This is a genomic window from Stenotrophomonas sp. YJH_SMC_10 (genome assembly GCF_059371555.1).
In genome coordinates this window covers 206,118-224,680 of the sequence record NZ_JCAFUS010000001.1, presented here as the reverse complement: position 1 = coordinate 224,680, position 18,563 = coordinate 206,118, and the positions used below count along the sequence as shown (strand labels likewise).

13 protein-coding genes are annotated in these 18,563 nt (G+C 68.2%); all 13 read right to left on the bottom strand.

The window, feature by feature from the left end; translation table 11 throughout:
• Window positions 1-62: 62 nt before the first annotated feature.
• Window positions 63-1,172 carry a toxic anion resistance protein gene (locus AC5P9C_RS00980; RefSeq protein WP_182067573.1) on the bottom strand — a complete coding sequence of 370 codons (1,110 nt, stop codon included), beginning with the start codon at window positions 1,170-1,172 and terminating at the stop codon, window positions 63-65.
• 44 nt (window positions 1,173-1,216) lie between these two features.
• Window positions 1,217-1,918, bottom strand: coding sequence for a hypothetical protein (locus AC5P9C_RS00975; RefSeq protein ID WP_414615253.1), 702 nt, complete (start codon window positions 1,916-1,918; stop codon window positions 1,217-1,219).
• Window positions 1,919-1,920: 2 nt separating this feature from the next.
• Window positions 1,921-7,308, bottom strand: a complete 5,388-nt coding sequence (locus tag AC5P9C_RS00970) for a DNA repair ATPase (RefSeq protein ID WP_182067575.1) — start codon at window positions 7,306-7,308, stop codon at window positions 1,921-1,923.
• An 85-nt stretch (window positions 7,309-7,393) separates the two neighbouring features.
• Complete coding sequence (locus AC5P9C_RS00965) at window positions 7,394-9,412, bottom strand: hypothetical protein (protein WP_053460957.1); 2,019 nt, start codon at window positions 9,410-9,412, stop codon at window positions 7,394-7,396.
• The gene (locus tag AC5P9C_RS00960; RefSeq protein ID WP_057493225.1) at window positions 9,409-10,083 is read right to left on the bottom strand and encodes a hypothetical protein; all 675 of its coding nucleotides are present in this window, start codon (window positions 10,081-10,083) and stop codon (window positions 9,409-9,411) included. Before AC5P9C_RS00960 ends, AC5P9C_RS00965 begins: the two co-directional genes overlap by 4 nt.
• A 168-nt stretch (window positions 10,084-10,251) precedes the next feature.
• Window positions 10,252-10,908, bottom strand: coding sequence for a phosphoribosylanthranilate isomerase (locus AC5P9C_RS00955; protein WP_049414718.1), 657 nt, complete (start codon window positions 10,906-10,908; stop codon window positions 10,252-10,254).
• Entirely contained in the window at window positions 10,905-11,675 is a 771-nt protein-coding gene (truA, locus tag AC5P9C_RS00950; protein ID WP_053460959.1) for a tRNA pseudouridine(38-40) synthase TruA, read from the bottom strand. The genes AC5P9C_RS00955 and truA overlap by 4 nt, the downstream gene beginning before the upstream one ends.
• A gap of 32 nt (window positions 11,676-11,707) precedes the next feature.
• Entirely contained in the window at window positions 11,708-12,070 is a 363-nt protein-coding gene (locus AC5P9C_RS00945) for a VOC family protein (RefSeq protein ID WP_049470645.1), read from the bottom strand.
• A 26-nt stretch (window positions 12,071-12,096) separates the two neighbouring features.
• On the bottom strand, window positions 12,097-14,121 hold the full coding sequence (locus tag AC5P9C_RS00940) for a FimV/HubP family polar landmark protein (RefSeq protein WP_182067576.1): 2,025 nt from the start codon (window positions 14,119-14,121) through the stop codon (window positions 12,097-12,099).
• 147 nt (window positions 14,122-14,268) lie between these two features.
• Window positions 14,269-15,297 (bottom strand): aspartate-semialdehyde dehydrogenase, encoded by a 1,029-nt coding sequence (locus AC5P9C_RS00935; RefSeq protein WP_053460962.1) that lies wholly within the window; start codon window positions 15,295-15,297, stop codon window positions 14,269-14,271.
• Between the two features lie 90 nt (window positions 15,298-15,387).
• Entirely contained in the window at window positions 15,388-16,425 is a 1,038-nt protein-coding gene (locus tag AC5P9C_RS00930) for a 2-hydroxyacid dehydrogenase (RefSeq protein WP_053460963.1), read from the bottom strand.
• Window positions 16,418-17,521 (bottom strand): chorismate synthase, encoded by a 1,104-nt coding sequence (gene aroC / locus AC5P9C_RS00925; RefSeq protein WP_343542837.1) that lies wholly within the window; start codon window positions 17,519-17,521, stop codon window positions 16,418-16,420. Before aroC ends, AC5P9C_RS00930 begins: the two co-directional genes overlap by 8 nt.
• Window positions 17,518-18,447, bottom strand: coding sequence for a 50S ribosomal protein L3 N(5)-glutamine methyltransferase (gene prmB, locus AC5P9C_RS00920; protein WP_049470635.1), 930 nt, complete (start codon window positions 18,445-18,447; stop codon window positions 17,518-17,520). The genes aroC and prmB overlap by 4 nt, the downstream gene beginning before the upstream one ends.
• Between the last annotated feature and the right edge of the window lie 116 nt (window positions 18,448-18,563).

Genomic DNA, 18,563 nt, shown 5'->3' with positions numbered 1-18,563 from the left:
GGGGACGGAGGGGATTAAGTCGCAAGTGGCACAAACGACTTAATTCCCTCCGTCCCCTTTTTTCAGCTGGCAGTCGGGGTGGCCAGTCGCTGCTGCAGGTCTTCGCGCAGGCGCGACAGCTCGACTTCGGCCTGCTGCCGCTGCTGCATTCCTTCGCGATGGATGCTGCGCACTTCCTCGACCGTGGCGATCAACTGGTCGTGCACGTGGCGCAGCGTGGCCACGTCGATCACGCCGCGCTGGTTGCTGCGTGCGGTATCGACCGAGGCCTGGCGCAGCAGGTCGGCGTTGCGGCGCATCAGCTCGTTGGTGGCATCGTCGATGGCGGTGGACAGCTCGACCGCGGCCTTCTGCTCACCCAGCGAAAGCTGGATGGCGAACTGGCGCTTCCACGACGGGATGGTGATCTCGCGCACCGTGTTGAATTTCTCGATCAGCTGCAGCGCGTTGGCCTGGATCAGGCGGATCATCGGCAGCGACTGGTCGGCCGCATGCTGCATCAGCTGCAGGTCGGACACGCGCTTTTCGAGGAGGCGGATCGCGTTGTCGACTTCGCCCTGGCGGATGCGCTGCTGCGGATCCTCACTGCCCTGCCCGGCCTGCTGCTCGGCCTGCAGTTCGGCCAGGCGCTGCTTGCCGGCCGCAGCATACAGGCCCAGCGCATGCCGTTCTTCGCGGACGATGTCGTGCATGCGGTCGAACTCGCCCACGCGCTTGCCCATCAACGCCTGCTGCACACCGACATCACCCAGCAGCTGCTCGATCTGCGCATTGGTGTCGCTGAACTTCTGCACCAGCTCGCCCTTGGATACGCGCAGGCGGTCGATCAGGCCACCGATCACCGGCACCTTCGACCGCTGCGCGAAGCCGTCCAGCTTCAGGCTGCGCGCGATGCGCACCACTTCGCCCAGTTTCTCGCCGCTGGCATCGAGGTCACGATTGCGCACCTGGTCCAGCAACTGGCTGGAAAACGCTGCGGTGCGCGTGGCCGCTTCGCGACCGAAGACCTGCAGGTTGCCCGGGCGCAGGTCATCCAGCTCCAGACGGATCTCGGCGATGCGCGGCAGATCCTCGCGGACCAGGCCAAGCGCCTGCAATACGCCTTCATCGAGCGGAGCGGCGGTGGTCGTGCCGGGCACGAGGGCACCGGGGGTCTGGCTGTCCTGGGTCATCGGGCAGTCTCCTTGCAGTTGGGTAAGCGGCAGCGGCGGCCGGCTCAAGGCAGTCTAGCCTGAGCCGCCGCGACCTCGTCATCGATCTGTGCGTGCAGCGTGGCGGCCTTCGCCGCCAATGTGGCGCCGGCCGCAGCCTGGCCCGCCGCAGCGGCCTGCCGCCAGGCTGGCAACAGGAAGTCATGGATGCGTGCGAAGCGTTGCAGCAGCACGTTGTCCTGGTCCTGCAGGAGCTGCCACTGGCCGGCCTCGAGACGGCGCAGCGTGGCCAGCCGGCGCAGATGATCGAGCCGTTGCGACAGCGCGGCCTGGCCGGCGATATCCAGCGACGCCAGCCGCACCGCTGCCAGCTCGACCCAGGCGTCCAGCGCTGCGGCCGCCGCTGAATGTCCGGCAATGGCCATGGCCCGCAGCTGCAGCTGCAGCTGCAGCTGCTGGGCCTGCTCGCGCGCCTGCAGGGCCAGCACGCCCAGTTGCGACTGCAGCGCACGTGCTTCCGCCTCGCGATCGACATCGCGCCCCAGCAGGCGGCCCCACCAGCCCGCATGCCGCCGGATCTGCGCCAGGTTATCGGCCTGCAGGGCCAGCGCGATGCGTGCCAGTGCGGCCACCAGGCCTGCGCCCGCGCCCGGCGGCAACGCTGTTTCGCGCCGCGCCAGCGCCTGCAGCAACGGCGCACCATAGGTGGCCAGCACGGCGACATCGGCCGTGTCCGGCAAGCTCGGTGGCGGCAGTGGCGCCTGCATGGTCACGGCAGCGGCGGCGGCTGCGGTGTCGTTGCTGGAATCTCCTCACTGTCGTCCGGCGGCAACGACTCGCCGTAGAAGTGACGCATCAGGGCCTCATCCAGCGCGCGCTCCTCCGGCGTCGTGGCACGGCGCACACGCGCACGCTGCGCCACCGCACTGTTCGGCACCCCACGCTCGACCTGCTGCCGCGCCCAGCCGGCGAACGCGGCCAGGGTCTGCGACACCTGTGCCTGCTGCGCCTGCGATGCCGCCAACAGTTCCACCAACGGTGCCAGGCCAGCCTGCAGGTCGTCGGCCAGGAGCGTCGTCGGCACACTGGTGGCTGCCGCGACCGGCACCGGCGCGGCGGCCGGACGTGTTTCAGAAAGACGATGCAGGGCCTCCAGCAACGCCGGCCACGGTGCCGGGTCGGCAACGGCAAGCGCTTCCGGCACCGGCGGTGGAAGCTGCAGGGCGGCGGCGATGTCGGCCAGCTGCGCGACCACGCGCCCGCCGACATCGCTGTCGTCGGCCCCCAGGGCCTTGTTGCGCAGGAAGTCGCGCTTGATCTGCGTCCAGCGTTGCGCCTGCGTGTCGTCCAGCACGCCGCGCAGTTCGGCCAGCTTCAGCAGGTTTTCTTCGGCGCCGGTAGTCAGCAGCTGTGCCTCGCCCAGGTAGTGGTCGGAGATCAACTGCTGCAGCTCGTCCTCGTTCATCACCGGCGAGATCTTCTCGGCCAGCTTGTTCATGTTGCGGTAGCTACCCTGCAGCCGGAACGGCGGCTCGGTGCGGTAGCGGTCGTCCTGCGCGGCACTGGCGATGTACTGCTGGTTGACGCGGTAGACCACGTCGCGCACGCGCAGCATGCGCTGCAGGGTGGCGGTGATTTCGTTGATCTCCGCGCTGCTGTAGGCGTGGCTGAGGCTGTTGGTCGAGACCTCCTTGCCCATCGCCCGGTCGACCAGCGTGTACAGGTCAGCCATGTCGCGCGTAGCCAGCGGCGCCAGCACCGGGTTGGAGGTCAGGCTGTTCTCGATGTAGCTGAGGGTAAAGGCCGCCTCCATGCCACCGAGCACATCACCCAGGTTGTAGATGTCGGCACGGTTGGCCAGCATGTCCGGGATCTTGAACACCTCGCCGGACTCGGTGTACGGGTTGCCGGCCATCACCACGCAGAACTTCTTGCCACGCATGTCGTACGTACGGGTGCGACCGCGCCACACACCCTCGATACGGCGGGTGCCATCGCACAGCGAGATGAACTTCTGCAGGAACTCGGGATGGGTGTGCTGGATGTCGTCCACATACAGCATGGTGTTGTTGCCCATTTCCAGCGCCAGGTTGAGTTTCTCCAGCTCCTGCCGCGAGGTCGCGTCCGGTGCCTGGGCCGGGTCCAGCGAGCGCACCTCGTGACCCAGCGCCGGGCCGTTGATCTTCATGAAGACCAGGCCCAGGCGGTGCGCCACGTATTCCATCAGCGTGGTCTTGCCGTAGCCGGGCGGCGAAATCATCATCAGCAGGCCCATCAGGTCGCTGCGCTTGTTCTCGCCGACCGTACCCATCTGCTTGGCCAGGTTGTCACCGATCACGCCCAGGTAGACATCGTTGATCAGCTTGTTGCGTACGAACGAGGACAGCGGCCGCGCCTTGAACTCGGAAAGCCGCAGGGTCTCGCGCTCGCGGCCGATGATGCCCTGGCGCAGCGCCTGATAGGCATGGAACGCTGGCACGAAATGACGCAGGTGCTGCTTCAGGCGCGCCAGGAAATCATCCAGCGATACCACCAGCGTGCCGTTGCTGATGCGGGCGTGTTCACCCAGCAGGCCACTGACCTCCGCCTGCAGCGCGGCGTCGCTGGCACGGGTGCGCAGTTGACGCTGCACCAGCAGCAGTGCTGCAGCCTCGTCGACATAGCCGGCATGCGGGGCATGCGCCGGCATCCGCGCCAGCGCCCGCAGCCACTGCCCGGCCAGCGCCCAGCGCGTGGCCAGCGGATCCTGGCTGCGCTGCAGGGCGCGTTCGACCGCCTCGCGTTGCCCGGCCTGTTCCAGCTGCCGAGCCAGTGCCTCCAGCAGCGCTACCGCATGGCGGCTGCTGCTGAACACCGGCTCGCCGGCCGCCAGTTCCTCGCCCAGATAGGCGGCCGCGGCCTCTGCGGCATCGGCATCGAACGGCAACGCGTGGGATTGCGCATACGCCAGCAGTGCCTCGGCCATTTCCGCACGCAACGCCAGGCGCCCTTCGTCGGACCCCAGCAGCCGTGCCAGCGCTTCAGCCCCCATCTGGCGGGCCGGCCATTGCGCCACCGCTTCGTGCCGCTGCTCGGCAGCCCAGAACAGTACCGCCAGCGCACGCACCCGCGGTGCATGGCGCAGGCTGCCGGCCGCCTGCTGCAACGGCAGCAACGCACGCAGGATCAGCGCGGCATCATGGTCATGGATGCCGCGCTCGTAGCCTTCGCGGTAGCGCGGTGCGGCGAACGCACGCACGCGCTGGTCCAGTGCTTCGGGCGTGGCGACGTCGTGCTGCAGCGTGGCCAGATCAAGGCCGTCGCTCCCCTCCTGCGCGGCCATCAACAGGCTGCCGGCCAGATACTCGCCGCGATACAGTGCAGGTGATTCGGAGTCCAGGGTGACCGGCCAGAACGGCTTCAGCGCATCCAGCTCCGGATCGTGCAGGGCCTCCAGGAAATCGGTGCCGGTCAGATGGATCGCCAGCGTGTCACCACGCGGCAGCAGGGTCAGGTCCAGGGCCTGGGTGTTGACGCTGAAGCGATGACGCGGCCCCAGCCGCACCACGTTGCCGCCTGCTTCGTACAGATCACTGCGGTCACGCAGCTGGCGCACCGCCTGGTCACGCACGCCCTTCAGGCGTGCTTCGATGTCGTCGGCCTTGACGTTGTCATGCAACGCGCGCAGGCGTTCGGCCAGCTCACGCAGCTTGAGGATCAGCGGATCGCCGGCAAAGAACGCATTGAGCTCATCGGCGGTGGCGAAGCGCTCGGTGCGCTTGGCCAGGCCATCGAGGATGCGGCTGGCTGCATCCAGCACCGAACGTGCCTTGCGCTGGCGGTCATCCAGCAGTGCCTGCTTGTGCGTTTCGAAGGCTTCAACCAGCTCTTCGCGCTTGCTTAGGATGTCGCCGAGGAACTGCTCGTGTTCGCCGAACTGGCTCTCCAGCTCCTCCAGCTGCACCAGCAGGCGAGACAGCTGCTCGTCGGCACGCTCCGGATCCGTGGCCAGCGCCAGCGCGCTGGTGATCGACTGCGAGAACAGTGCGAACTGTGCGGCGAACTGCGCCACGGCCTCGGCCGAACCGAGCGACCTGCGGCGCTGATCGGCACGCGCGCGGGCCTGGTTGAGGCGACCGTACAGCACCGAAATGGACTCGACCACGCGGGTGCGGGCGGTGGCATCGTCCACCTTCAGGCCGGCCATCAGTTCGGACAGCATATCCAGATCGGCCGCCATCCCGCGCAGCCCCTCCAGCTGCTCATCCAGCTGGCGGGCACTCTGCGCCTGCTGCGCAGCTTCATCCAGCGCCTGCAGGCGCGTGGTCAGCGGCATCAGCGCGGCATCGCCGGCGAGGAAGTCACCCGTGGCGGCGCCGACATGATCCTGCGCCTCCACCAGCTCGGCCGTCATCGTCTCGATACGCGCGGTGTCGATGTAGCGCAGCTCGCGGATGGTCAGCAGCCGTCCGCGCAATGCGGTGATCGCATTGAGGGCCTCGACGAAGGCCTGCACCTCGTTCCAGTTCTGCGGCTGCAGCCGGCCCAGCAGCGCCTTGTGCGCGGCCTCTGCCTCGACCATCGCCTGCGCCGACTGCTGTCGGATCGACTGCACCTTCTCGTACTCGTCCAGCACCGATTCGCCGGTGGCGCTGATCTGCCGCAGCAGCGCCTCGGCGCCATCGCAGGCCGCGTCACCCAACCAGTGGTGGGCATCGAACAGGCGCCGGGTGTCGGCCACCAGGCGCTGGTAGCGCTGCACCGACACATCCTGGCCATCAATCTCGCGCGCCAGGTTGAACAGGTTGGAAATGCCGCGCACCAGTTCGGCATTGCCGATGCGGCCCATGAAGGTGTTGCCGGGCGGTCGGCTGGCGGCAAACTCATCACTGCTGAACGGGGTCTGCCAGACCTGCATCGGATGGATGCGGGTCGGTTCGCTGCCTTCGGCATGGAACAGCACCATGCGCCCGTCCTGCATCAAGGCGTAGCCATGGCCGAACACCGGGTTCTGCAGCACGCGCTGGATGGTGTTGTAGACGAACAGCGCCGAGCGCCCGCCCTCGCGCTCATAAAAGATGTACAGCACGTCCTCGCCATTCGGTGAACGGATGCTGCGCTTGAACTGCATCCCGGCCATCGAGGCGTCGAATGCCTTGTGCTCGCCGCCCTGCAGGTAATAGCCACCCGGGAAGATCACGCCGTGGTCTTCGGGCAGCTGCACGCAGGCCTGCACGATCGCATCGTTGCGCACGATGCCGCCGGTCAGCGTGTTGTAGATCAGCCCGCGCCACTCTGTCTCGCGGTATGGCAGCACCTTCAACAGCACCAGCGAACCGACCCGGGCGAACTCGAACTGGGCGTCGTCCAGCGACTGCGTGCTGTCCTCGACCGGTTCGCTGTAGATGCCCTGCCCGGTCTCGGTATTGTTCTCGACCTTGATGGTGAGGTCGCCGCCGGTGGTCTCCACGAACAGGGTGTCGAGGATGTTCAGGTGCGAATGGCGGCCGTTGACCGCCAGGTCGCGGGTCGCCCGGGTCCATTCGAAGTCGAACGGCGGCGGCAGTGCGATATCGCGCTCGCCGCGCGCATCCAGATAGGTCAGTTCGCCATCGCGCGACAGCGCCCAGCGGAACACGCGCACGTCGCTGCTGCGCTCGCCGATCTGGAACGAGGCCAGCAGCTTGTCGCCCACCACGATCAGCTGCAGCAGGCGTGCGTGCTTGTAGTAGGCATACAGCTCGTTGAAATCGTGCACGAAGCCCGGCTGGTCGAGGAAGCTGCCCTTCAGCTCCAGCGCAGCGACGTCGTAGCCGTCGCTGCCCTGCACCAGCCGGTACAGGCCGAACACATCTTCGATGCGGGTCTGGGTCTTCAGCCCGATGAACACGTTGTAGCCGAACAGCAGGCGGTCCGGGCCCACCTGCACGATGTCACGGCCGACGCAGTTGTTCTCGCTGCGGATACGGAAACGCCCGACCACTTCCAGGCGGCTGTCGCCGAACTCGGCCAGGCGCTGGCGGTTGAGCGTCTCGGCCAGGCCCTGCAGGCGCTGGCCCTGCTCGGCCAGGCGACGCCGCAGGACTTCATAGGCGCCACCCTGGGCAACGGCCTGGTCGACGGTGTTGCCGCCGGCCTCCGGCGCGGTGGATTCGGCGGACGGATGGGTTTCAGACATCAGCAGGCTTCCGGCTCACGGGCGGACGGCCGCGGTTGCGGCCGGCGCGGGCGGGCGGTGGCCGCAGCGGCCACCGCCCGATGCATCAACGGGCGCTGTCGACCACGGTGGCCGACACGGTCGGCACCGCGTCGGCATCCTCGGCGATCTGGCGCGGTGCCGGTTCGGCCACGGCCACGCCCAGGTAGCGCTGCATCAGCTCCTGCACGATCGGGCTCTTGCCGGCAAAGCCTTCGATCGACTTGCCCAGCGACACCGCCTTGACCAGGTTCTCGAACATGCCGCCGTCGCCACCGACCAGATCGATATCGGCGTTGCGCAGCGCGCTGGCGATGACGTTGGCGTTCTCGCGCGAGACTTCCTTGCCGGCTTCGATCGAGGCCAGCGCCTGCTTCAGGCTGTTGTCCAGCATCATGCGGAACTCTTCGTGGCCACGTGCCTGGTCGCTCAGCGAAGCGATGGCTTCGAACTTGCGCACCAGGCCTTCGGCCTCGGCCAGCAGCTTCTTCTGCACCACGCCGGCCTCGGCGTTGCCCAGCGATTCGGTGGCGGTGGCACGGGCCAGGCCCATCTTCTCCTCACCCTGCGCCTGCGCCTGCAGGGTCTCGGCCAGCACGCGGGCTTCGTTGCTGCCCTGCTTCAGGCTGGCTTCGGCCTTGGCTTCGATCACGCGGGCCTCGGCGATGCCGACCTTCTCGATGGCCAGTGCCGAAGCTTCACGCACCTGCGCTTCGGCCAGGCCCGGCGCAGCCTGCTCGGCGCGCAGCGCATCGGCCAGCAGGCGCTTGGCTTCGGCCTGCTTGCCGGCCGCTTCGTGTTCGGCCTGGGCCAGCGTGGTCAGTTCCACTGCGCGGTGCTTGGAGGCGGTTTCGCGCGCCTGCGCTTCCTTCACTTCGCGCACCAGCGATTCCTGTGCCTTGGCCTCGGCTTCCAGGATCAGCACCTGCTTCTGGCGGTCGGCCTCGGAGACCTCGCGCACTTCCTTGATGCGCTCTTCCTCCTGCGCCACGGTCTTGTCGATGGAGATGCGTTCGCGGGTGATGTTGGCCACGTCCATCTTGCCCTGCTCGACCACCTTGTCGCGCTCCACGCCCTGCAGCTGCACTTCGCGGTCGGTGGTGACCTGCTCAAGCTGGCGTGCGCGCTCCACGCGCTCGGCCTCGATGGCCACGGCACGCTGGCGGTTCTGCTCGGCCACTTCCACTTCGCGCAGGCGGTTCTGGTCGCGGATCTCGATCAGCTGCTGTGCTTCGATGCGGGCGTTCTCGGACAGCTGGCGCTGCTCTTCCTGCACCTTGGCGGTCTCGGCCTCCTCGCGCGCGCGGATGGTCTCGATCTCGCGCTTCTGGCGTGCTTCGGCTTCGGCCTGCTGGCGTTCCAGCGCCAGCAGCGCTTCACGCGCTTCCACGTTCTTCTTGGTGATGGCGAGCTTCTCGTTCTGCTCCAGCTCGTTGGTCACCACGTTCTGCGCGGCGGTCAGCTCGGTGATCTTGCGGATACCCTGCGCGTCAAGGATGTTGAACTGGTCCAGCAGCGCCTTCGGGGTCTGCTCCAGGTAATCGATCGCCACGTCTTCCAGCACATAGCCGTTGAGGTCGTTGCCGATCACCGCGATGATCTCGTCGCGGAACTCCTGGCGCTTCTCGAACAGTTCGGTGAAGTCGAACTTCTTGCCGACCGTCTTCAACGCTTCGGAGAACTTGGCGTTGAACAGCTCATCGACAGCATGCTTGTCCGACGCACGGTCGGCACCGATGGCCTTGGCCACGCGCAGCACGTCGGCCTGGGTCTCGTTCACCCGCAGGTAGAAGGCCACGGCGATGTCGGCACGCATGTTGTCGCGGCAGATCAGGCCTTCCTTGCCACGGCGGTCGATCTGCAGGGTGATCAGGCTGATCCGCATCAGCTCGGCGCGGTACAGCACCGGGATGATCAGCGCACCGGTGAAGTGCACCTTGGGCGTGGAGCTCATGTCGTTGACGATCAGGGCCACGCCCTGGTCGACCTTGCGGTAGAAGGCCTTGAACAGCCCGGCCACGCCCAGCAGCAGGACGAGCAGGCCGCCGGCGACGGCCAGGAACGGTAAGAGGGATGCCAACGTCATTGATGAGTCTCCTTGTTGCCCGGAAGCAGGTTGTCCTGGAAATCGAGGGCGATCGCATCGGCGCGGACCACCCGGTAATAGTGTTTTTCGGCCACGTGCTCGACCAGCACGATGCGCTCGCCACGCTGCAGTTCGAGGTCGCTGCGGATCTGCAGCACCAGCCCGGCGCCGCCATCATCGACCGTGGCATGACCGCTGCGTGCGTCCACCTTCGGCGATGCGACCACGCCGGCCCGGCCCAGCAGCGATGCCTGCGGTACCGGCCGCAGGCGCAGCAGGAAGCGCCGGACCGGGCGCAGGATCAGCGCGGTGAGCGGTACCGCTGGCAGCGGTGCCAGCACCGCCACGAGCGTCCCCAGGCCCCAGCGCAGCAGGTCCGGCAGCGGCAGCAGTACGAACAGATGGATGAAATAGGTGAGGAGCCAGCCGAACAGGCCCAGCAGGGTGACCACCACCATGATCGGGACGCCACCCAGGCCCCAACGCGCCAGCATGGCCGACAGGCCACTGAGGTCGGTCCCCGCCTCGAGCGCGCCGTCGGCGCCGAGATCGCCAAAACCGTCATCGACCAGGCCGAACGCCGCAACCGCCCAATACATCACCGACACCAACAGCAGAATGCTGTACGGCAGCGTCGGGTAACCGAGTACGACGGTGAGAAACTCCTGCATCGCTTGCCTTCCTGGGCTGTGGGCGGCGGCCGCCCGTTCGGGGCGCGCCGAGCGCGTCCCGTCGATCCCCGCGCCAGCCCTCATGGCAGGCGCGCTTGGGACCATCCTATGTGAAGAGTGCGTGCAGGCTCAAATCCAGGTCCAAATCGCGGCAGATAGTGACGCCAATCACTCCAGAACCGCGCAATCGGCCCGACGCACTTCTTCGACAAAGGTGCGCATCCTGTAGCCGTCCTTGATCCCCGGCTCCAGCTCGATGCCACTGGAGACATCCACGCCCCACGGCAGGGTGGCCAGCACCGCGTCGTAGACGTTTTCCGGGTTCAGGCCGCCGGCAAGCAGGAACGGCCGATGCAGGCCGGTCGGGATCCGTCCCCAGTCGAACGCCACGCCGGTGCCGCCACCGCCACCCGGCGCGTGGCTGTCGAACAGGAAGCCCGCGGCGCTGGGGTAGCGCAGCTGCAGGGTGCGGGCATTGATCTCTTCACGCCCGCCCATGGCGATCGCCTTCAGGTAGGGCATGTTGAAGCTGCGGCAGAAGCTCTCGTCTTCCTCGCCATGGAACTGCAGCAGGGTCGGGCGCACCGTGCGCAGCACCTCGCGCACCTCTTCCTTGCTGTTGTTGCGGAACAGCGCCACCACGTCGACCATCGGTGCGATCGCCTGGCGCATCGCGCGTGCCTCGGCCGGGGCGACCCGGCGGCTGCTTTCACGGGCGAAGATGAAACCCACCGCGTCCACGCCCAGTTCGCCGGCCAGGCGGACGTCGCCGGCCCGGGTCATGCCACAGAACTTGATGCGCGTGCGGTAGTAGGAGCGGCTCATAGCGTGACCTCGGCGGGCAGATGCCAGTTGTCGGGGTACAGGGGCCCAAGGAACACCAGGCCCTGCGGCGGTGCGGTGGGACCGGCTACGGTGCGATCGCGCCCGGCCAGCAGTTCGGCGATCCATTCCACCGGCTTCTCGCCACTGCCCACCAGGATCAGCGATCCGACGATATTGCGGACCATGTGATGAAGAAATGCATTGCCCTGCACGGCGACCTCGATCACCTCGCCCTGGCGGGTGACCTGCAGTGACTGCAGTTCGCGCCGCGCATGCAACGCCTGGCACTGCACCGAGCGGAACGCGCTGAAGTCGTTCTCGCCGAGCAGGGCCTGGCCGGCAGCGTGCATCAGCGTCTCGTCCAGCGCGCGGCGCTCCCAGCTGAGCGTCTGCCGCTGCAGCGCCGGCCGCACCTCGCGGTTGAGCAGGCGGTAGCGGTAGCGGCGCGCACGCGCCGAGAAACGGGCATGGAAGTCGTCGGCCACCGGCACGCACCAGCGCACCGCGATCGAGCGTGGCAGGCGGGTGGTGGTGCCCAGCATCCAGGCGCGCGGATCACGCGCCACGTCCGTATCGAAATGCACGACCTGGCACTGGCCGTGCACGCCGGCGTCGGTGCGGCCAGCACAGACCACCTGCAGCGGCGCGTCTGCGACCGATGACAGCGCCTGCTCAAGGCTGGCCTGCACGCTGGGGCCACCCTCGCCCAGGTTCTGCCAGCCCCTGAAATCGCTGCCGTCGTACTCGACGCCAAGCGCGTAACGCATGTGCTACCTCGATGTTGCGGGTGGGGCGGCGCTCAGGCCGGGTCGCGTTCGGACCAGACCGCCAGTTCGTTGCCACCAGGCTCGACGAACTGGAAACGGCTGCCCCCGGGGAAGGAAAACACCGGCCGCACGATCTCACCGCCGGCATCGCGCACCGCCGCTTCGATCGGCGCAAGCTGGTCGGCGTACAGCACCAGCAGCGGCGCACCGCTATCGCTGGCACGCTGTGGCTGGCCGCGGAAGAAGCCGCCCTGCAGGCGGCCGTCGTCGAAGGCGGTGTAGTCGCTGCCGTAGTCGACGAACGACCAGCCGAACGCCTTCTCGAAAAAGGCGCGACTGGCCGCAGGATCCGTCGAGGCGAATTCAACATAGTCGATGCGGCGCTCGCGGCTCATGGCAGGGTCCTTGTGGGCGGAATCGGTCACGGCAGCCGGGCCAGCAGTTCGCGGGCCTGGGCCTGGCAGTGCAGGTCGCCGCCGTCGGCGACTTCCTGCAGCAGCGTACGCGCGGTCTGGGCATCGCCCAGGTCGAGATAGGCGATGGCCAGTTCCAGGCGCTCCTGCCCGGCCCGCGGTGCCCAGCCGGCATCACCGGCCGATGCAGCAGTGCCTTCTTCATGCACCGGTGCGGCCGGCGCGTCCTCCGGCACCGCCGGCGCATCCTCGCTTCCAGGATGCTCGGCCGGCAGGTCGAACACGCCGCGGAACTGCGGCTGCTGCTCGGCGTGCAGCGCGTAGTCCGGCACGGCCACCTCGTCAGCGGCCGCGTGCGCGACCGGCTCATCCTGCACGTCGTCGGCCGGCACGGAGTCGTCCTGCGTGGCCGCCGGCTCATCCCAGCGCGGCAGCTCGGTCACCGCCTCGGGCAGCGCCACCACCTCGTCATCGCGCAGCGTCTGCGCCTGCCAGTCCGCCTGTGCGTCCAGGTCGGCAGCGGAGGCGGCAGCCACTTCATCCTGCGCCGCGCGCTCGGTCGCCCAGGCCGGCATCGCCGGCTCCTGGCGGCCCCCCTCGGTCGCCACCGAGGACCATGAGGACTGCTCGGCCAGTGTATCCAGCGCGGCGCCCGCCGGAACCGCAGCGGCCAGGCCGGCGGCATCGTCTTCTTCGCGCAGTGGCGGCAGCGGCGACGGCTTGCGTCGACGCAGCAGCCAGGCCGCGCCGGCTGCCAGCAGCAGCACCGGCAGCCCCAGCCAGTACCACGGTGTTGCCGCATCGCGGGCACCCGGTGCCTGCGCCAGGCGCTGCTGCGCGGCGGCCAGGTCGTTGTCCTTCATCGCGATCAGCGACTGCTGCTGTTCCTTGAGTTTTTCCAGGTCGGCCACGCGCTGCTTGAGCTCGCCGATCTCGGCATCGCGGGTCGCGATGTCCTCGCGTGCCTGGCGCAGTTGTTCGTTGCCCAGCATGTCACCCTCGCTGCCGGCTGCAGTGCCGGTGGTTGTGCCCGCATGCGCGGCGTCGGAGGCCAGCGCCGGAGCGATTTCAAGTCGTGCCCCATTGGCCGCAGCCGGGGAAGAAGCGGTCGCGGTCGCCGCCGTGGCGGCCGGGGCGACGCTGCCCGCCGGTTGCGGCACGGTGCGCGCCTGCCGCCACTGTGCGGCATGCTCACGCACCAGCGCGGCGGCCTCGGCGGCATCGACGGCCGCCAGTGCATCGCTACCGGGCATGCGCAGCACGGCGCCCTGTTTGAGCAGGTTGACGTTGCCGCGGATGAAGGCTTCCGGGTTGGCCCGCAGCAGGGCGATCATCGCGCGGTCGCGGCTGACCTGGTTGCCGCGGGCCACCGCGCTGGCGATCTGCGACAGGGTCTGCCCGCGCTGGACGGTGACGCTGCCATCGGCCGCCGGCGCCGTGACCGGCGCAGCCGCTGCACGGGGGCGCGGCGCGGGCACCGGCGCAGCGGCGGTGGACGGTGCAGGCGCGCGGGCGTCGTCCGCAGGGGCAGGCGCCGCGGTCGGCTCGCGCGCGATGGTGTTGGACAGGCTGCCGGCCGGCGCGACGATTTCCGGTTCGGCCACCGCCAGTGCACTGGAGGGTGCATCGACCAGCGCCGAGTACTCGCGGACCAGCCGGCCCTGGCCCCAGTCGGCCTCGATCAGGAAGCTCAGCGACGGCGTCTCGACCGGCGTCTGCGAGGTCACCCGCACCACTGCCCTGCCCTGCGCGTTGCGGGTCAGCTCGAACTGCAGTTCGCTGACCAGCCCGGTCGGGCGCTGCAGGCCAACGCGTTCGAAGGTGACCGGAGAGGCCAGCGCGACACGCAGGTTCTCCAGCTCGGACGGATCGGCCGAGACCACCGGGATTTCGGCCAGCAGGGGCTGGCCCGGCTTGGACAGGACACGGATGTCGCCCAGGCCCAGGGCCAGCGCCGAACTGCTGGCCAGGGCCAGCAGCGCAGTGGATAGATAGAGGAGCGGGCGCTTTGCGCCCCTGGCCCGTTTATTCATGGGCGACACTATAAAGCGTGCGGACCGCGGTCCGCATCCATCGAGGGGGACCTTCGGTAGTGCCGGCCGCTGGCCGGCAGACACGCACGCCCCCATCACGGCAATGCCGGCCAGCGGCCGGCACTACCGGTGAGGCAACCGCTGTGATCAACGCTGCTCGGCGGCGACCAGTTCGGCCAGCTGCACCGCGTTCAGGGCAGCGCCCTTGCGCACGTTGTCCGACACGATCCAGAGGTTGAGGCCGCGCGGGTGCGACAGGTCCTCGCGGATGCGGCCGACGTACACCGCGTCGGTGCCCGAGGCATGGGTGACCGGGGTCGGGTAGCCACCGGCCTCGTGGCGATCCACCACTTCGACGCCCGGCGACTGCTCCAGCAGCGCGCGCGCTTCGGCCACGGTGACCTTGTCGCGGGTCTCGATCGCCACCGACTCGGAGTGGCCGTAGAACACCGGCACGCGCACCGCGGTCGGGTTCACCAGGATGCTGTCATCGCCGAGGATCTTGCGGGTCTCCCAGATCAGCTTCATTTCTTCCTTGGTGAAGCCGTTGTCCTGGAAGTCATCGATGTGCGGGATCAGGTTGAAGGCGATCTGCACCGGGAAGCGCTGCGGATCGATCTCCTGGAAGCTCAGCAGCTGGCCGGTCTGCTTGCCCAGTTCCTCGGTGGCCGAACGACCACCGCCGGACACCGACTGGTAGGTGGAGACGTTGATGCGCTCGATGCCGTACTTGCGGTGCAGCGGCGCCAGCGCCACCAGCATCTGCATGGTCGAGCAGTTCGGATTGGCGATGATGCCGCGCGGACGGTTGGCGACCTGCTCCGGATTGACCTCGGACACCACCAGCGGCACGTCATCGTCGTAACGGAAGGCCGAGGAGTTGTCGATCACCACCGCGCCGGCGGCGGCGAACTTCGGTGCGTATTCCTTGGACACGCTGCCACCGGCCGAGAACAGCGCGATCTCGACGCCGGCCGGATCGAAGGTAGCCAGGTCCTGGACCTTGACCTTCTGGCCGTTGAACTCGATCTCGCCGCCGGCCGAACGCTCGGAGGCCAGGACGCTCAGGGTACCGACCGGGAAATCACGCTCGGCCAGGATCGACAACATGGTCTCGCCAACGGCGCCGGTGGCACCGACGACGGCGACGTGGAAACTGCGCTGTGCATTGCTCATGGGGGAACTCTCACGAAAACGGGAATGGGGAAAAACACGCACGACAGCTGGGTTCGGGGAACCTCCTCAAGCGGGGCGCGCGGAGGTTCCCTATCGTTTCCCGGTTTTTTTGCCCAGCGTCACGCGCGCGGCCATCGCCGCGTCAGCGTTGATCGCGCTCGGCATCCGCGACGGGCCGCCGTCCAGGCCGAGCCCGGCAAGCAGATTATCCACGGCCAGCTGTACCATCGCCGTGCGCGTGGCCAGCGAGGCACTGCCGATGTGCGGGGTCAGCACCACGTTGCGCAGCGCCAGCAGTTCCGGGCGCACCTTCGGCTCGCCCTCGTACACGTCCAGGCCAGCGGCAGCCAGGCGTCCGTTGGCCAGCGCGTCGGCCAGCGCGATCTCATCGACCAGGCCACCGCGGGCGATGTTCACCAGCGTTGCCGACGGCTTCATCTTCGCCAGCGCGGCGGCATCGATCAGGTGGTGCGAGGCCGGGGTATACGGCAGCACCAGCAGCAGGTGGTCGGACTGTGCCAGCAGCGTGTCCAGGTCCACATAGGTCGCGCCCACTTCCGCTTCGGTCGCCGCCGGCAGCTGCGAACGATTGTGGTACAGCACCTTCATGCCGAAACCGTGCGCGCCGCGGCGGGCGATGCCCTGGCCGATACGGCCCATGCCAAGGATGCCCAGCGTGCTGCCGTGGATATCGGCACCGAGCATGGTCTGGAACGACCACTGCTGCCACTGGCCGTCGCGCAGCCAGCGCTCGGATTCAGTGATGCGGCGCGCGGTGGCCATCAGCAGCGCGAAACCGAGATCGGCGGTGGTTTCGGTCAGGACATCCGGCGTGTTGCTGGCCAGGATGCCGGCCGCGCTGAGCGCGTCGACATCCAGGTTGTTGTAGCCGACGCCGACATTGGCGATCACCTGCAACTGCGCGGCGTCGGCCACCTGGGCCGCACCGATGCGCTCGTTGAGGGTGATGATCGCGCCGTCGGCGCGGGCCAGCTGTCCGGCGATCTGGTCCGGCGACCAGGCGGTGACGGTGTCGGTGCCGCGCAGCTGCACGCGATCGCGCAGCGGCGCGATGGCCGCGTCGATCAGCGGCTGGCTCACCCACACGGTCGGCCGCGTGTCAGCCATCGATCTGCCCGGGAATGCGCGGGGTGATCGTGCCGACGTCGCCGCACTGCGCGCGGTGGCGCAATGCCTGGTCCATCAGCACCATCGCCACCATGGCCTCGGCGATCGGGGTGGCGCGGATGCCGACGCAGGGGTCGTGGCGGCCGGTGGTGACCACCTCGACCACGTTGCCAGACGTATCCAGCGACGGGCCCGGCAGGCGCAGGCTGGAGGTCGGCTTCAACGCGATCGAGGCGACCACCGGCTGGCCGGTGGAGATGCCACCGAGGATGCCGCCGGCATGGTTGCTGGCGAAGCCCTGCGGGGTCAGCAGGTCGCGGTGTTCGGTGCCCTTCTGCGCGGCGCTGGCGAAACCGTCGCCGATCTCCACGCCCTTCACCGCGTTGATGCTCATCAGCGCGGCAGCCAGCTCACCGTCAAGCTTGCCGTAGATGGGTTCACCCCAGCCCGGCGGCACATTGTCGGCCACCACGTCCACGCGCGCACCGACCGAATCACCGGACTTGCGCAGCGCATCCATGTACGCCTCCAGCGCGGGCACCTGTTCGGCGTGCGGCCAGAAGAACGGATTGTCTTCCACGGCCGACCAGTCGAAACCGGCCGGGGTGATGTCGCCCAGCTGTGACAGGTAGCCACGCACGATGACGCCGAAGCGCTCGGCCAGCCACTTCTTGGCGATCACGCCGGCGGCCACGCGCATGGTGGTCTCGCGCGCCGAGGAACGGCCACCACCGCGCGGGTCGCGGATGCCGTACTTGTGCCAGTAGCTGTAGTCGGCATGGCCCGGGCGGAACTGCTGGCCGATGCTGGCGTAATCCTTGCTGCGCTGGTCGGTGTTGCGGATCAGCAGCGCGATCGGGGTGCCGGTGGTCAGGCCCTCGTACACGCCCGACAGGATCTCGACCTCATCGGCCTCGCGCCGCGCCGAGGTGTGCCGGCTCTTGCCGGTGGCGCGGCGCCGCAGGTCGTGGGCGAATTCGGCCGCGTCCAGCGCCAGCCCCGGCGGGCAGCCATCGACCACGCAGCCGATGGCCGGCCCGTGCGACTCGCCGAACGTGGTGACGGTGAACAGCTTGCCGAACGAATTGGAGCTCACGGGCGCTGCGCCGCCAGTTCGGTGATGCGTGCGCTGTGGGCGATCAGCTCGCGGCATTCGACCGCGAAGATGCCCATCTGGCCGACCTTGAATTCGATCCAGGCGAAATCGACTTCCGGCAGCAGCTTGACCAGATGCTGTTCGGATTCGCCCACTTCGCAGATCAGCAGGCCGTCTTCGCTCAGGTGCAGCGGCGCGTCACGCAGGATCTTCAGCACCAGGTCCAGGCCATCGTCACCGGCACGCAGGCCCATTTCCGGCTCGTAGGAGTACTCCTGCGGCAGGGCATCGGTCTCGTCGTTGGTGACGTACGGCGGATTGGTGACGATCAGGTCGTAGTGGCGGCCGGTCAGGCCGTTGAACAGGTCCGACTTGATCAGGGTGACGTTGTGCGCCTGCAGGCGCTCCTTGTTTTCTTCGGCCAGCGACAGTGCATCGTCGCTCAGGTCGACGCCGTCCACTTCCCAGTTCGGGTAGTAGTGGCCCATGGCGATGGCGATGCAGCCCGAACCGGTGCACAGGTCCAGCGCACGGCTGACATCGCGGCCGGCCAGCCACGGCTCGAAGCCGCATTCGATCAGTTCGGCGATCGGCGAGCGCGGTACCAGGGCGCGCTTGTCGCTCTTGAAGCTCAATCCTGCAAACCAGGCCTCACCGGTCAGGTAGGCGGCCGGGATGCGTTCATCGATGCGGCGCTGGAACAGCTCAAGCACGCGCAGCTTTTCGGCCTGCAGCAGGCGCGCCTGGCCGTAGGCCGGGCCCAGATCGTGCGGCAGGTGCAGGCTGTGCAGCACCAGCTGGGTCGCCTCGTCCAGCGCGTTGTCATAGCTGTGCCCGAAGGTCAGCCCGGCTTCGTTGAAACGGCTGGTGCCGTAGCGGATCAGATCGATGATCGTGTGGAGTTCGGCGGCCGTTTCAGCGGTCATGGCGGTACTGCGGGCAAAGTGGCCCCCGATTATAGGGGCTGGCGCCGGCGGCGGCATCCGTTGCGGCGGAAACGATCCGGCCTCACCCGGTATGATGGAGCCCATTTCGCGCGGGA